At 47.0% G+C, this 13,776-nt stretch carries 15 protein-coding genes; all 15 read left to right on the top strand.

The genetic code is table 11. The features are described 5' to 3' along the window. Window positions 1-31 precede the first annotated feature (31 nt). On the top strand, window positions 32-1,801 hold the full coding sequence (locus AC5SLM_RS06635) for a sensor histidine kinase (RefSeq protein WP_495250153.1): 1,770 nt from the start codon (window positions 32-34) through the stop codon (window positions 1,799-1,801). A gap of 114 nt (window positions 1,802-1,915) precedes the next feature. After that, entirely contained in the window at window positions 1,916-2,791 is an 876-nt protein-coding gene (locus AC5SLM_RS06630) for an NAD(+) kinase (protein ID WP_495250152.1), read from the top strand. Next, entirely contained in the window at window positions 2,788-4,311 is a 1,524-nt protein-coding gene (locus AC5SLM_RS06625) for an AAA family ATPase (RefSeq protein ID WP_495250151.1), read from the top strand. Before AC5SLM_RS06630 ends, AC5SLM_RS06625 begins: the two co-directional genes overlap by 4 nt. Before the next feature lie 20 nt (window positions 4,312-4,331). Then, a complete protein-coding gene (locus AC5SLM_RS06620; protein ID WP_495250150.1) occupies window positions 4,332-5,591 on the top strand; it encodes a GGDEF domain-containing response regulator in 1,260 nt (419 codons plus the stop codon). Further along, a complete protein-coding gene (locus AC5SLM_RS06615; protein ID WP_495250149.1) occupies window positions 5,588-6,379 on the top strand; it encodes a TatD family hydrolase in 792 nt (263 codons plus the stop codon). Before AC5SLM_RS06620 ends, AC5SLM_RS06615 begins: the two co-directional genes overlap by 4 nt. 59 nt (window positions 6,380-6,438) lie before the next feature. Next, window positions 6,439-7,647 (top strand): lytic transglycosylase domain-containing protein, encoded by a 1,209-nt coding sequence (locus AC5SLM_RS06610; protein ID WP_495250148.1) that lies wholly within the window; start codon window positions 6,439-6,441, stop codon window positions 7,645-7,647. Further along, window positions 7,634-8,416 carry a septal ring lytic transglycosylase RlpA family protein gene (locus AC5SLM_RS06605; RefSeq protein ID WP_495250147.1) on the top strand — a complete coding sequence of 261 codons (783 nt, stop codon included), beginning with the start codon at window positions 7,634-7,636 and terminating at the stop codon, window positions 8,414-8,416. Before AC5SLM_RS06610 ends, AC5SLM_RS06605 begins: the two co-directional genes overlap by 14 nt. Next, complete coding sequence (gene hisB / locus AC5SLM_RS06600; RefSeq protein WP_495250146.1) at window positions 8,413-8,985, top strand: imidazoleglycerol-phosphate dehydratase HisB; 573 nt, start codon at window positions 8,413-8,415, stop codon at window positions 8,983-8,985. The genes AC5SLM_RS06605 and hisB overlap by 4 nt, the downstream gene beginning before the upstream one ends. Next, window positions 8,982-9,476: a KdsC family phosphatase gene (locus tag AC5SLM_RS06595; protein ID WP_495250145.1), complete on the top strand. Its 495-nt coding sequence runs from the start codon at window positions 8,982-8,984 to the stop codon at window positions 9,474-9,476. The genes hisB and AC5SLM_RS06595 overlap by 4 nt, the downstream gene beginning before the upstream one ends. Continuing rightward, window positions 9,467-9,991, top strand: a complete 525-nt coding sequence (locus AC5SLM_RS06590; protein ID WP_495250144.1) for a hypothetical protein — start codon at window positions 9,467-9,469, stop codon at window positions 9,989-9,991. The genes AC5SLM_RS06595 and AC5SLM_RS06590 overlap by 10 nt, the downstream gene beginning before the upstream one ends. Beyond that, window positions 9,988-10,458 carry an LptA/OstA family protein gene (locus AC5SLM_RS06585; RefSeq protein WP_495250143.1) on the top strand — a complete coding sequence of 157 codons (471 nt, stop codon included), beginning with the start codon at window positions 9,988-9,990 and terminating at the stop codon, window positions 10,456-10,458. Before AC5SLM_RS06590 ends, AC5SLM_RS06585 begins: the two co-directional genes overlap by 4 nt. After that, complete coding sequence (gene yihA / locus AC5SLM_RS06580) at window positions 10,455-11,060, top strand: ribosome biogenesis GTP-binding protein YihA/YsxC (RefSeq protein ID WP_495250142.1); 606 nt, start codon at window positions 10,455-10,457, stop codon at window positions 11,058-11,060. The genes AC5SLM_RS06585 and yihA overlap by 4 nt, the downstream gene beginning before the upstream one ends. Next, window positions 11,057-11,515: an N-acetyltransferase gene (locus AC5SLM_RS06575; protein WP_495250141.1), complete on the top strand. Its 459-nt coding sequence runs from the start codon at window positions 11,057-11,059 to the stop codon at window positions 11,513-11,515. The genes yihA and AC5SLM_RS06575 overlap by 4 nt, the downstream gene beginning before the upstream one ends. Continuing rightward, window positions 11,482-11,967: a hypothetical protein gene (locus AC5SLM_RS06570; protein WP_495250140.1), complete on the top strand. Its 486-nt coding sequence runs from the start codon at window positions 11,482-11,484 to the stop codon at window positions 11,965-11,967. The genes AC5SLM_RS06575 and AC5SLM_RS06570 overlap by 34 nt, the downstream gene beginning before the upstream one ends. Beyond that, window positions 11,967-13,760, top strand: coding sequence for a penicillin-binding protein 2 (mrdA, locus tag AC5SLM_RS06565; protein WP_495250379.1), 1,794 nt, complete (start codon window positions 11,967-11,969; stop codon window positions 13,758-13,760). Before AC5SLM_RS06570 ends, mrdA begins: the two co-directional genes overlap by 1 nt. Window positions 13,761-13,776 lie beyond the last annotated feature (16 nt).

Raw genomic sequence — 13,776 nt, 5'->3', positions numbered from 1 at the left:
AAAAGCAATGTTGGTTGTTTCGAGCATTATTGTGATTTATACCTTGGCGATTTATATCTTTATCTTGCCAAAAATCCAGCATATTACGCAACACTTGGAAGAAAAAAATGCCCATGAAGCCCTGTCAAAAGTCACACTTTTAGCGCAAAACACTTATAAAGATTTAAAAAGCTATGAAGAACTAGCCTTAGAACAACATAAAGATAAATTGACAAATGCGGTTAATATGGTCATCTCTCTTTTGCAGGAGAAATATGAAGAATCTTCCGCTCAAAACCTCTCGCAAGAGCAACAAGCTAAAACTATCAAAAAAAACCAAGAGGAAGTGCTGCGTCTTATTTCAAAACTACGCTATGGTGGCGATGGCTATTTCTACATCAGCTCTTATGATAATGTCTTGATTTCACATCCTTACATGCATAAAATGGATATGACTAATATGGATGACATGAGAGGCAGAGCAATCATCCCTGAAATTCGAGAGCTCATTAGCGAAAAAGGTGAAGGTTTTTACAGGTATTTTTGGAAAAAAAATGCTGAAGATACGGTTGGACATGAAAAAATATCTTTTATAAAAGCCTTTCCTCCTTGGGAAATGGTGGTCATGTCGGGTGCTTATATTGATGACATTAAACAAGAGATTGATAAGCGAAAAGCTCAGCTTATGGAGCAGTTAGCTCACATTATTCAAACCACACGTATTGGGAAAACAGGCTATCTTTTCCTTTTTGACAAAGATGGCACGATGCTCATCAATCCAAATACAACGCTTGAGGGAGGAAATTTTAAAACCATCAAAAACCCTACGACAGGAAGATTTATCTTGGATGAGTTGATTGAAAAGGCAAGCACCACAAAAGAGTTAATGTACAAATGGAATCGACCCGAAGACCCGCAAAATTATCGATACGATAAGATTGCTTGGATAGAGCAAATTCCTGAATTAGAATGGTACGTGGCATCGTCTGCCTATCTTGAAGAATTTGACGCTTCCTCAAAGGAAATTAAGTATTTTGCATCGCTTTTGGCTTTAGCTCTTTTGTGTCTTTTTGCCGTGTATAGCTTTTTTTTGTTTAAAAATATTCTCACCCCTGCTATTAACCTTTCAAAACATGCGGTTATGGGAGAGATGATAGCCACCATCGCCCATCAGTGGAAACAACCCCTCAATGAACTCGGCTTGGTGCTGCAAAAATTTGAGTTTGCCTACCATAAAAATCTTCTTACGCAAGCGCTTTTAGAAAAAGAGACCAAGGCCGCTCGCACCTTAATATCAAAAATGGCAGAGACTATCGATATTTTCAAGAACTTTTTTAATGCCAAACATAATACAGACGCCTTTGATGTGGGCACATCCGTTAGAAACATTGTTAAACTCATGGAAAAGACGTTGGAAATGGATGATATTCTCATCATTGTGCGCCTGGATACGACTTGCGTACTACAGAGTTATCAAGGAGAGTTTGAGCACGTCATTCTTAATATTCTTATGAACGCTAAAGATGTTCTGATGGAGCATGAAGATGAGGAAAAAATTATTCTTATCACAACCGCTAAAATAGACAAAACTTTTACCATTACAGTCCAAGACAACGGCGGTGGGGTGCCTGAAAAAATCATCCATCACATCTTCAACCCGCATTTTAGCACCAAAAAAGAGGGAGCTGGCATTGGGCTTTACATTGCAAAGCAGATTATTCATGAGCATATTGGCGGAAAGCTCAGTGTTGAAAACAGGCATTTTCACTTTGAAAATAAAGAACATTTTGGCGCCTGTTTTACCATTGTGTGTAAACCCTAGAGAGTTGCATTCGTTGCATCATAACGTGAATATGAAGCATGACAATATAATGGTTTCAAACCCCGCCAACACACCGCGCGCGCCATCTTCTGAGAATATGGTAAAATCCCCCTTATGAAAATCATCAAACCCACCCATCCCTTAGCATCCTTAGCGCATGTTGGTCTTGTGGCGCGTCCTAATAGTGATTTGCGCTTACATGTAGCGCGTTTAGAAAAGGCGTTACAAACGCATGGCATCGCTTTACATGTAGAAGAAAAAAGCGCGCGCATGTTGGGACTTCCAGCGGGGCTTGCGCTTGATGCGTTGTGCGAAAAATGCGACATGCTCGTCTCCCTTGGGGGTGATGGTACGCTCATTTCTGTGTGTCGGCAAAGTTACAAGTACGGCATTCCTGTGCTTGGGATTCACGCGGGGCAATTGGGGTTTTTGACCGATGTGCGATTGGAGGAGATTGAGTCTTTTGTGGCCTCTTTGGTGGTGGGTGAGTACCGCATCGATACGCGCATGATGCTTGAAGTGGTGCTTAAAAAAGGGGACCATGAAGTGCGCAAAGTAGCCTTTAACGACGTGGTGTTTTCCCGCGCCTCCATCTCTGCCATGGCTAAAATCGACGCGTTTATCAACGGAGAATTGTTCAACTCCTACCACGGCGATGGGGTTATCGTCTGCACCCCCACGGGTTCTACTGCGTACAATCTCTCCGCGGGTGGGCCTATCGTGTTTCCTTTGACCCAAGCGCTCATTTTAACGCCCATTTGCCCGCACTCCTTGACCCAGCGCCCCATGGTGTTGCCCGTGGAGTTTCGCATCACACTTAAAAGCTTGGATGAGACAGTGGTGGTGGTGGATGGCCAAGACACCTACGCCATGAGCGAATTTGAAAGCATAGAGCTTGGGATTGCGCCCCAAAGTGCTTATTTGATGCACAAAAAAGAGCGCAACTATTTTGATGTACTCAAAGATAAACTCCGTTGGGGGGACGAATGATTGAACGGTTGTTGGTCAAAGACCATTTAAGTTTTAAAGAGGTTGACCTGACCTTTGCTCCTGGCCTTGTGGCTTTCACAGGCCCTAGCGGGGCGGGAAAGTCGGTGCTCATGCGCTCTTTTTTAGCCTTGTTTGGGTTTCAAGAAAGCGATGCGTCGCTGATTGAAGCGGCGATTGATGCGCCCCTTGGTCTTGAAGAGGTGGGCATAGAAGCCGCAGAGCCTAATGTGTTGCGTTGTGTGAAGCAAAAAAGCGTGCGCTACTTTGTCAACGGCCAAATGCTCTCCCGCAAAAACATGACCCACGTGTGCAAAGACGCGGTGCGTTACCTGTCGGTCAAAGAGAGCAGTGAATTTAGCCCCGAAGCCTTGTTAGCGCTGTTGGATGGGAGCATTCAGACCCCTAACTTTGCCCAAGAAAAAGCGGCCTTTGGGGAACTTTTTAGAGAATATAAAGCCGCCAAAGCCGCCTTGCAAAAAGTGGAAGACGAAGAGCGGCGCGTGGAAGAGTTGCGCGAGTTTGCTCGCTTTGAAATTCAAAAAATCGAAGAAATTAGCCCAAAAATGGGCGAAGACGAAGAGCTCATGCGCGTTAAAAAAATGCTCTCGAAAAAAGAAAAACTCGAAGCCGCCCTAGTTAAAGCCGAGGGGATTTTTGAGTTTGAAAGCGCGGTGTACGAGGCGTTGGGCCACAGTGAGATTCCCAGTGATTTTTTTGAGGCGTGCATGAATGAATTGCGGATGCATTTTGAGCAAGCCAGTGAGCGTTTGGGTAATTTAGAAGAAGCGGACGTAGAAGCATTGTTAGACCGCATCGAAAAAATCAGCGCCCTTAAAAACCGTTATGGCACCATCGAAGAGATTTTGGCGCACCTGCAAAAACGCAAGGAAGAACTAAGCCGCTACGAAAACATCGCTTTTGAGAAAAAAGAGTTGCACGCGCGCCACGAAGCCCTTTGGAAGGAAGTCAACACCAAAGCCGCTTTTTTAAGCCAAGAGCGCGCCAAAGCCATTTCCCCTTTGGAAAAACGCATCAACGGGTTTTTAAAGGCCCTTTACCTGCACGATGCGCGCGTGGTGATGGCCCCTTGTGAAGTGAGCCAAACAGGCGCAGATGCCCTTGAAGTCGTGCTTGAAGGCGTTGAAGTGCGCTCCATCAGTTCGGGGGAATTTAACCGCTTGCGCCTTGCCTTTATCGCCACAGCCCAAGAGGTGCTCAACAGCGGAAGTGGGGTGCTTATCTTGGATGAGGTGGACGCAAACTTAAGCGGCAAAGAGTCCATGAGCGTGGCCAATGTCTTAAAAACCCTCTCGCGCTCGTATCAGATTTTTGCCATTTCACACCAACCCCAACTCTCCTCCAAAGCCGACCAACACTTTGTGGTAGAAAAAATAAACGGAGAGAGCAAGGTGCGCCTTTTGAACCCTAAAGAGCGCATTGAAGAAGTGGCGCGCATGGTGAGCGGCGAGGCCATCACTTCTGAAGCAAGGGAGCTGGCCCTCTCTTTATTAGAACCCTAAATACAAGGAAACGTAAGCTTATGCGAGAAAAGATTTTACTGGTAGAAGATAACAAAGCCCTCGCCAAACTCTTGGCCAAAAAAACGGAAAGTTCCTTGGGAATGCAAGTGGATGTGGCCCATTCCATGGAAGAAGCGAAGGTATTTTTAAAGCACGCCAATGACTATTTTATTGCCCTGTTGGATTTAAACTTGCCCGATGCTCCTGATGGGGAGATTGTGGATTATGTGTTAGAACTAGGGATGCTTGTCATTGTGTTAACGGGCAATATCGACAAAAAAACCAAAGCCCTTTTTGAAGAAAAACCCATCGTAGATTATGTCTTTAAGGGCAACATGGACGATGTGAATTATATCTTTAGTATGGTGGAGCGGTTGCGTAAAAATACCCAACATAAGGTGCTTATAGTCGACAGTGCCATCACGTCGCGCAACCGCACCAAGATGATTTTACAAAGCCAACAATTTAAAGTCCTCGTAGCGGCGCACGGGGAGGAAGCCTTGCGCTATTTTGAAGACCATGATGACATTAGTTTAGTGGTGACAGACTACCACATGCCTGTGATTAATGGCATGGAATTGGTGTTGGAGCTGCGCAAAACAAAAAGCAAACACGAGCTAGGCATCATCGCCATCTCTTCTAGTGAAGAGGAAAGCATGGCGGCCAAGTTTTTAAAACACGGTGCCAATGATTTTATCATCAAGCCCTTTGGCAAAGAAGAGCTTACATGTAGAGTAAACAACACCATTGAAGCGCAAGAAAACATCGAAACTATCGCCATGCTTGGCATGACCGACGCGCTCACGGGCGCCCTAGAGCGCCGCTATTTTTTACGCCAAATGGAAGCGCACATGGGCGAGGCCAAAGAAAAAAAAGAGGCTTATGCTTTTGGGATTGTGGACATTGACCAACTCAAATCCATCAACGAAACCTACGGCTACGAAACAGGCGATCATGTGCTCGTGCATGTGGGAAAAACCTTGCGTGGTGAGGCAAAAGGACTAGACATTGTGGGTAGGTTTGGCGGGGCGGAGTTTGGGGTGCTGTTAAAACGCACAGCCAAGGAAGATGCCTTGCGTTGGTTTGTCAAAATGCGCGCCCATTTGGCCAGCCACCCCTTACATGTAAAGGGAAAAGAGGTGCGCATCACCGTCTCCATGGGTCTTGCCTTTGAGGGGGAAGCACACGTGGAAACCCTGCTAGAACACGCCGATGAAGCCTTGTGTAAAGCCAAAGAGCAAGGCCGCAACCGCGTTGAGATTTACGAGGAAGAGGCATGATAATCGACACCCATTGCCACTTAGACGACCTCCGCTACAACGACGATTTGGATGCCGTGATTGCGCGCGCTTTGGAAGCGGGCGTCAAGGGCATCATGCTGCCTGGGGCCGATATTGAAGATTTGCCAAAAGCCAAAGAAATCGCCCACCGCTACCCCCACGTGTTTTACGCGGCGGGTGTGCATCCGTACCACCATGGTCAGTACGATGAGGCCGTGTTGGAACACTACTTAGAAGATGAAAAATGCATTGCCATAGGGGAGTGCGGGTTGGATTATTTTCGTCTTCCTAAAGACGAAGAGGCCAAAGCGGAGGAAAAAGCCGCCCAAAAAGAGGTCTTTCGCGCTCACATTGCCTTGGCCGCCAAGCACCAAAAACCTCTTATTGTTCACGTGAGAGAATCCAGTGCGGACAGTTTTGAAATGCTTAACACCTTTGCTGCAGGCAAGGTGCCCTCAGGTGTCTTGCACTGTTATAACGCCAGTGAAGTTCTTTTACCTTTGGCTAAGGCCAATTTTTATTTTGGCATTGGCGGGGTGTTGACCTTTAAAAATGAGAAAAAACTAGGTGAAATCGTAACACGCATCCCTAAAGACAAACTGGTACTTGAAACCGATGCGCCCTATCTTACCCCTCATCCCAAGCGAGGAGAGCGCAACGAGCCCGCCTACACCGCCTACGTGGCGAGCCATTTGGCGCAGGTGCTTGCAATGGACGAGGAGGCACTAGCTGCCCTCACCACTCAAAATGCCAAAGTACTCTTTAAAGCATTTGGAAAGTTAGATTAAGGTACGATAAATGCTTTAAAATAGCTTTTCCCTCCCTGATTTAACCCTAAAGGATTCTCATGCTCTGGCGCTTCATGCTAGCCCTTTTTTTCTGCGCAAATACACTCTTTGCCTATTTTGTTACCGAAAACAATTACACCCAACAGCAGCGGGTTTTAAAAAGCCTTGACATTGACACCTCCTTTTTGAACGACCCCATTTTGCTCTCCATGCGTGACGACCTCGACTTGTACCGCACGCGCCACTTTTTAAATATCTTGGAGCGCGGGTATCAGTTTGTGCCTATTGTGCGTCAGATGATTGGGGATGCGGGGATTCCTGATGCATTTTTGTACTTAGCAATGACCGAGTCTAATTTTTCTGCACGGGCGTATTCGAGTGCACGGGCCGTGGGCTTGTGGCAATTTATGCCCTATACAGGAAGAAAATTTGGCTTGGCGATTGATGAGTACGTGGACGAACGCCGTGACCCCATCAAGTCCACCGAAGCGGCCATTAAATTTTTGCAATACCTGCACGATGATTTTGGCAAATGGTACCTTGCCGCCATGGCGTACAACTGCGGTGAAGGCCGCGTGCGTCGTGCAATCATCGAAGCGGGAACCGACGAACTAAGCGTCTTGCTTGACCCCAATAAAAAATACGTTCCCCTAGAAACCCGCAACTACATCCGAAAAATCTTAACCATGGCCCATCTTTCTAGCAGTACAGATTTTATCATCGGCCATGATGGGGACCATTTGATGAACCAAGGCAGTAGTTTTACCTTTGCGCCCGTGATGGTGCCAGGAGGCACGACGCTCAGTGACATCGCTAAAAGCATCGGCTTGCCTGTGAAGGTGGTCAAAGAGTACAACGTGCACCTTAATTATTTTTTTACTCCACCTAATGTTAAAGAGTATGTGGTGTACATTCCTTACGATAAAAAAGCCCTGTTCGTACAAAATTTTAAGCCCTCGGACGGTTCGGAAGCCTTTTATGTGCATGTGGTGAAAAAGGGAGATTCGCTCTATGATATTGGCAAACGGTACGGAATCTCTTACAAGGTCATCAAAGACTTCAACAACCTCTCCTCCAATACCTTACGCATTAGCCAAAAGCTCATCGTCCCTGTCACAAAGCCTACAACCAAGCATTATGTGGTGCGTCAAGGTGATACCCTAGGGTCTATTTCCCAAAAATTTAACATCGGCTTGAACGAGCTGATGCGCCTTAACAACCTCACCTCGACAGTGATTCATCCAGGAGGTAGGATTGTTGTTCCTTAGAATCAGTGCTGTGGTAGCACTTGTGTTGCTCTTGGGGGGCTGTTCTTCCAAGCAGCGCGTATACCGAGCACCTTCATCTTCGACGCCAGCAACAACTTCTGGTGGCATCATTGACACGCCCCAAATGCACCGCGCTACCATGCGCTCTTACACCATCAATGGCAAAACGTACCACCCCACAACGGTGAGCCATGGAGATTCTTTTAGCGGGATTGCCAGTTGGTATGGGAAAGATTTTCACGGTAAAAAAACCTCTAATGGCGAGATTTACAATATGTACGCCATGACTGCTGCGCATAAAACCTTACCCATGAACACCATGGTGCGGGTGACCCACTTGCAAAATGGCAAAAGTATTGTGGTGCGCATCAATGACCGCGGCCCTTTTGTGGCAAGCCGTATCATCGACCTTTCTTATACAGGTGCCCAACGCATCGACATGATTCAATCAGGCACCGCGCCCGTGCGGGTGGATGTGATTGGCTTTGGTGGAACGGTTGGGGGAACAATAGCAGCTAGCAAGCAAGTAGAAGGCGGAGAATTTTTGGTACAAATTGGTGCCTTTAGACGGCTTGAGGGGGCGCGCACTTTTGCACGAGACCACCAAATGGAAGAGGGCAGGTACCCTGCGAGTGTGCAAGAAGATGTGCTAGAGGGAAGTCCCATTTACCGCGTGTATCTGGGTGGGTTTAGAAGCGAAGATGAGGCGCGCGATTTCATCGGCCTTGGACGCTACCAAGGGTCATTTGTCATAAGGGATTCAAAATGATAACACAAGAACGCATAACCAAAGAGACACACATTACACTGGAGTTAGAGGTGTATGGTGAGGGAAAAAGTGAGATTAGTACGGGAGTGGGGTTTTTTGACCACATGCTTGAAGCCTTGTGTAAACACGGGTGGATGAACCTTTCCCTTGCATGTAAAGGGGACACCCATGTGGATTTTCACCACACGGTAGAAGATGTGGGCATTGTCTTGGGCCAAGCCCTTAAAGAAGCACTCTTTCCCGTGGGCGCCATCGAACGCTACGGCAACGCGACGGTGGTTATGGACGAAGCAGCTGTGACCTGCGCGCTGGATGTGAGTAACCGCCCTTTTTTAGTCTGTACGTTGGATGTAGAGGGAAAGATTGGTGCTTTTGATGGGGAGTTGGTGGAAGAGTTTTTCCGCGCCTTGGTGACCAATGCGGGGCTTAGTGTTCACCTTGTGCAAGAGCGGGGCAAGAACCGCCACCACATCACCGAAGCCGCTTTTAAAGCCTTTGCCGTTGCCTTACGAAGGGCGGTGGCACCCAGTGCACGCGGAAGCATTCCCAGTACTAAAGGTGTGCTATGATTCGACTCTTGGTGTTGGATGTGGACGGATGTTTGAGTGATGGACGCATCACGTACACCAGTGGGGGCGAGGAGATTAAAGCGTTCCATGTTAAAGACGGCTTGGCCATGGAGTCGTGGGGGCGTTTGGGTGGGAAAATCGCCATCATTACAGGGCGCACTTCTGTACCGGTAGAACGCCGTGCCAAGGAGCTTGGTGTTTCCCACTTGCATCAGGGTGTAAAAAATAAAGTCGCTGTCGTGGAAGAGATTTTAAAAGAAGAAAACCTCACGTGGGAAAACGTGGCGGCCTTGGGAGATGATTTGAATGACCGAGGCATGTTGATGCGCGCAGGATGGTCTTTTACGCCAAAAGATGGGGCGAAACAGATTCGTGCTCTTGTGCAAACAGTCCTTACATGTAAGGGTGGGCGCGGCGCGGCGCGGGAAATGATTGAATGCATTTTGGAAAAAGAAGGACGGGAAAAGGAGCTTGAAGCACTTTGGCTCTAAAAACACTCTATGGCTTTTTGGGTACGATGATTAGCATTGCGCTTTTTTTGATGACCCAAGAACAGTACTCTTTTCACTTTAAACCCCAAGACCCCAAGGTGGCGCACATGGTCATGCATGGGGTGCAAAATTATGAGATTTCCAACCTTGGCGTGGAAAGCATTACCAACGCTAAAATCCTGAAGCGTTTTAACCATTATGATGAATTGCAGGAGGTCGAAACGCTCATGCGAGGCGAGTCGTATGTTAGTTTGCTGCGTGCAAATAAGGCGACTATTACAGATGAAACGGTTTATTTGCTGGGCGATGTCTATTTTGCCAGAAGCGACGAGATAAGTTTTGAAAGCGAAGAGGCAACGTACCACCGAGAAGCAAAGGTGCTTGAAGGAAACCTTCCTTTTGTGGCCATGTACGGTCCGCACCAAAGCAAAGGCAAAAGCTTTGTGTACAATATGAACGATAAAACACTTGAAGCAACCCACGTGGATGCACTTTTAGAAACGGAGCAACGATGAGAATTATAGGGGGATTACTACTGGGCTTAAGCGTGCTGCTAGCAGAACAAGTAGAAGTCGTAGCGGACAAATTTAATGCCAGTGAAGCGGCACAAAAAGCAGTTTTTACAGGCAATGTTAAAGTCACCAAAGGGAGCGATGTACTCACCTCCAATGTGTTGACAATCTACTTTAACGCGCAAAAAGAACCCTTGAAGTACGAGGCTACGGGCAATGCAAAAGGAAATATTACGATGAATGAAACCCGTTATTTTGCCAAAGGGAAAGTGCTCACCTATGACCCCGTCGCGCTTGTGTATACCGTCCAAGGGGAGGGGTTTTTGCATGAGATTGAAACAGACCGCAAGGTGTACGGAGAGCTTATTACGGTTGATCAGACCACGGGAAGTTATGCGGTTGATAGCAAGCCAAACGAGCCTGTGAAATTTATCTTTCAGATGAACAATCAAAAAGAGGCCACCCAGTGATTCGCATTACCGAAGCCGCCTTTGTCACCTCCGCTCCTTCCTTGCGAGAATGCATGCCAGAAGGGTGCATGGAAGTGGTCTTTTTGGGGCGTTCCAATGTGGGAAAAAGCTCCCTTATCAACGCCCTCACTAACCGTAAAAATTTGGCAAAAAAATCCTCGACGCCGGGCAAAACACGGTTGATTAATTTTTTTGAGGTGGTGTTTGACCAAGAAGGCGAAAAATTTCACGCCCGTTTTGTGGACTTGCCTGGCTTTGGGTATGCAAAGGTGTCCAAGGCGGAACAGTACGCGTGGCAAAAAAACCTCACAGAATTTATCGCCATGCGCGCCTCTATTCGGTTGTTTGTGGTGTTGGTGGACGCGAGGCACCCTGATTTGGAGATTGACAAGCAAGTTTCCTTACATGTACAAGAAAATTTACGCCCCGATCAGCAAATGCTAAGGGTTTTTACCAAAAGCGATAAGCTCAAACAAAACGAACTTGCTGCAATTCGCAAAACGTACCCCAATAGCGTCTTTGCGTCGGTGCTCAAACAGCGCGGTATCGCTAAGATGACGGAGATTATTTTTAACCAATTGTTTCAAGGGGTCGAAGCATGATTGTGTATAAAAAAGCAAGCTTGGAAGATATCATCGCCATGCAAGCCCTTGTTAAACCTGAGGTGGACAAGGGAATCATCTTGTACCGCAGCAGTGATGAGATGGCCACAAATATTCGCTCCTACTTACTTGCCTTTGAAGGAACAGAACTCGTGGGCTTTGGGGCGTTGCATTTTCATGCCCCTACCTTAGCAGAAGTGCGCAGTTTGATTGTTTCTGACCGGTTGCGTGGGCAGGGGATTGGGGCGAGTATCGTCAAAGGATTGTTGGAAGAAGCGAGGATGTATGGGGTCAAACAAGTGTTTACCTTAACCTACCAAAAAGCCTTTTTCGAGCGTTTGGATTTTCGTGAAATCCCCAAAGAAGACCTTCCTGCCCATAAAATTTGGGCCGATTGTATTAAATGCAAGTATTTTCCAGTATGCGAAGAAATCGCGCTGATTTACTCTCTGTAAAAAACGGAGTCTTAGTCGGCGCATTGGTGCTCTACCAAATCGCCACTTCCTTATACCCGCTCTTAAGCCCTTTGATGGGATTCTTTTTTTGCTATGCCTTGTTGCTCAAAGAAGAAGAAGAAAAGAGCATGAAAGAGTATTTTTGGGAGCGCAATGCAATCTTTGGGTACATGATTTTCACAGAACTCAACAAAGGGTTTTACCTTTTTTCGACCCTGATTTTCTTTTTTCTCTTTTACACCTTGGTGGTGGATTGGATGAAAAGCGCCTTTAAATGCCGCCCTTGCATCTTGGTCGCCTTTACGGCCTCGGGGTATTTGGGGGTTTTGGCTATCAATAACTTGTTTGCCTATATTTTAAATGAAGCCTTTTTTATGCTGGGCTGGGAGTATTTTATCTACATTGTTTTTGACGCGTTTGTAGCCATTATTGTTTTCCGAGACCGCCTATGATGCGCATGCGCATTGTGTTTAGCGCCATTGTATTGGTGTGGATTATTTTGCTAGTACGCATCTATTACATCAGTATTAAATCCAACACCTATTACGAAGAAATTGCCAATCAAAATGCCATCAAAGTAGAGCGTCTTGCGCCATTGCGCGGGTCTATCATGGACATGCAAGGGCGCCCTATGGCCGTGAACCGTTTGGGTTTTTCCATAGGGATTGCTCCCCACTTAAGCGCGCGGGCAAAGCAAGCGGTCTTAGATGAAGAAATCGCCTTTTTAAGTACCTTGCTCAAGCAAGACCCCGATGAGTTAAAAAAACGCTATTTGCGTAAAGATTCGCCCTATTTTCAAGGGTTTGTAACGGTTATTGATTTTATCTCCCATGATGCCCTTATTGAGCATTTCTCACGGATTAGCTTGCGAGATAACCTCCAAATAGTCCCCAGCTCCAAGCGCCACTACCCTTATGGAAAACTCGCCTCCCACATCATTGGGTATGTTGGGCGCGCTAATTTGGATGATTACAACGAAGACCCTATCTCGCGCCTGACCAACCACGTGGGGCGCACGGGCATTGAGCATTACTACAATGCGGTCTTACAAGGAAAAGAAGGGGAGCGGCGTACCAAGGTCACCGCGTTTAATCAAGAGATTGAAGAGATTTCTAAAACCCTTCCTAGCAGTACAGACCTTGAGCTTACCATTGACCTTGAGCTTCAACGGTACATTTCTGAAATTTTTGGAGAAGATGCAGGGGCCGTGGTGGTGATGGACGTGAAAGATGGAAAACTCCTTGCCGCAGGAAGTTACCCCGAATACGACCTGAACCAATTCGTGACAGGCATCTCCCATGAGGCATGGGAAGAACTCATGGGAAACTTGGATAATCCTTTTACCAACAAGCTTGTCAACGGCCTTTATCCTCCTGGTTCGGTTGTAAAAATGGGCGTGGGTTTGGCGCTTTTAGGAACGCAAAAAATCACCCGCCAAACCTCTTATTATTGCACGGCAACCTTTGAACTTGGAGGAAGAAATTTTCGGTGTTGGCGCACTGGTGGCCACGGGCAGACGGATTTAAACAAGGCCATTAGGGAGAGTTGCGATGATTATTTTTACAAAGCCAGCCTCAAAGTCGGCATTGACGCACTCACGCCTGTACTAGAGCGTCTTGGTTTTGGGGAGCGCACGGGGGTGGATTTGCCTAACGAATTTATCGGAACCGTTCCAGGGAGATACTGGAAGATGCAACGCTACCAAAAGCCGTGGTACCAAGGAGAAACGCTGATTACCTCCATTGGACAAGGGTATTTTTTATCCACACCCCTACAGGTTGCCTTGCACACGGGGATTGTGGCCACAGGGAAAAAAGTAACCCCCCATTTTGTGAAGCGTATTAACGGCGAAGAGGTGGATTATCCGGTGGACGAAAACGTGCTCACGGAGATTGAAAAAGCCGAATTGCCCCACATCCAACGGGGCATGTACGAGGTTGCTAATCACCCTAGCGGAACGGCGTATTACCGGTTGCTTAATTCCAAGGTGAAAGTCGCGGCCAAAACAGGAACAGCGCAGGTGGTAGGGATTGGTCAGGATGTCAAAAAACGTATCAAAGAAGAAGAGATGGAGTATTTCCACCGCTCTCATGCATGGTTGACTTCCTACGGCCCTTATAAAAATCCCCGCTACGTGGTGACTGTACTGGTGGAACACGGCGGCCACGGCGGCCAAGCGGCAGGGCCAATTGTCACCAAGATTTACAACAAACTCCACGAACTAGGCTACATTGAGGACGATTAACCCTTACATGTAAGGG

This window comes from Sulfurospirillum sp. HTRB-L1, assembly GCF_059415125.1.
Note: the sequence above shows the minus strand (reverse complement) of the source record. Positions and strands in the feature narration are given on the sequence as shown.

What these genes read in the sequence shown, in the direction of transcription:
- AC5SLM_RS06630 (WP_495250152.1), top strand. Translation starts at nt 1,916, where the DNA reads ATGAAAATCATCAAACCCACCCATCCCTTAGCATCCTTAGCGCATGTT.
- AC5SLM_RS06625 (WP_495250151.1), top strand. Translation starts at nt 2,788, where the DNA reads ATGATTGAACGGTTGTTGGTCAAAGACCATTTAAGTTTTAAAGAGGTT.
- AC5SLM_RS06620 (WP_495250150.1), top strand. Translation starts at nt 4,332, where the DNA reads ATGCGAGAAAAGATTTTACTGGTAGAAGATAACAAAGCCCTCGCCAAA.
- AC5SLM_RS06615 (WP_495250149.1), top strand. Translation starts at nt 5,588, where the DNA reads ATGATAATCGACACCCATTGCCACTTAGACGACCTCCGCTACAACGAC.
- AC5SLM_RS06610 (WP_495250148.1), top strand. Translation starts at nt 6,439, where the DNA reads ATGCTCTGGCGCTTCATGCTAGCCCTTTTTTTCTGCGCAAATACACTC.
- hisB (WP_495250146.1), top strand. Translation starts at nt 8,413, where the DNA reads ATGATAACACAAGAACGCATAACCAAAGAGACACACATTACACTGGAG.
- AC5SLM_RS06595 (WP_495250145.1), top strand. Translation starts at nt 8,982, where the DNA reads ATGATTCGACTCTTGGTGTTGGATGTGGACGGATGTTTGAGTGATGGA.
- AC5SLM_RS06585 (WP_495250143.1), top strand. Translation starts at nt 9,988, where the DNA reads ATGAGAATTATAGGGGGATTACTACTGGGCTTAAGCGTGCTGCTAGCA.
- AC5SLM_RS06575 (WP_495250141.1), top strand. Translation starts at nt 11,057, where the DNA reads ATGATTGTGTATAAAAAAGCAAGCTTGGAAGATATCATCGCCATGCAA.
- AC5SLM_RS06570 (WP_495250140.1), top strand. Translation starts at nt 11,482, where the DNA reads ATGCGAAGAAATCGCGCTGATTTACTCTCTGTAAAAAACGGAGTCTTA.
- mrdA (WP_495250379.1), top strand. Translation starts at nt 11,967, where the DNA reads ATGCGCATGCGCATTGTGTTTAGCGCCATTGTATTGGTGTGGATTATT.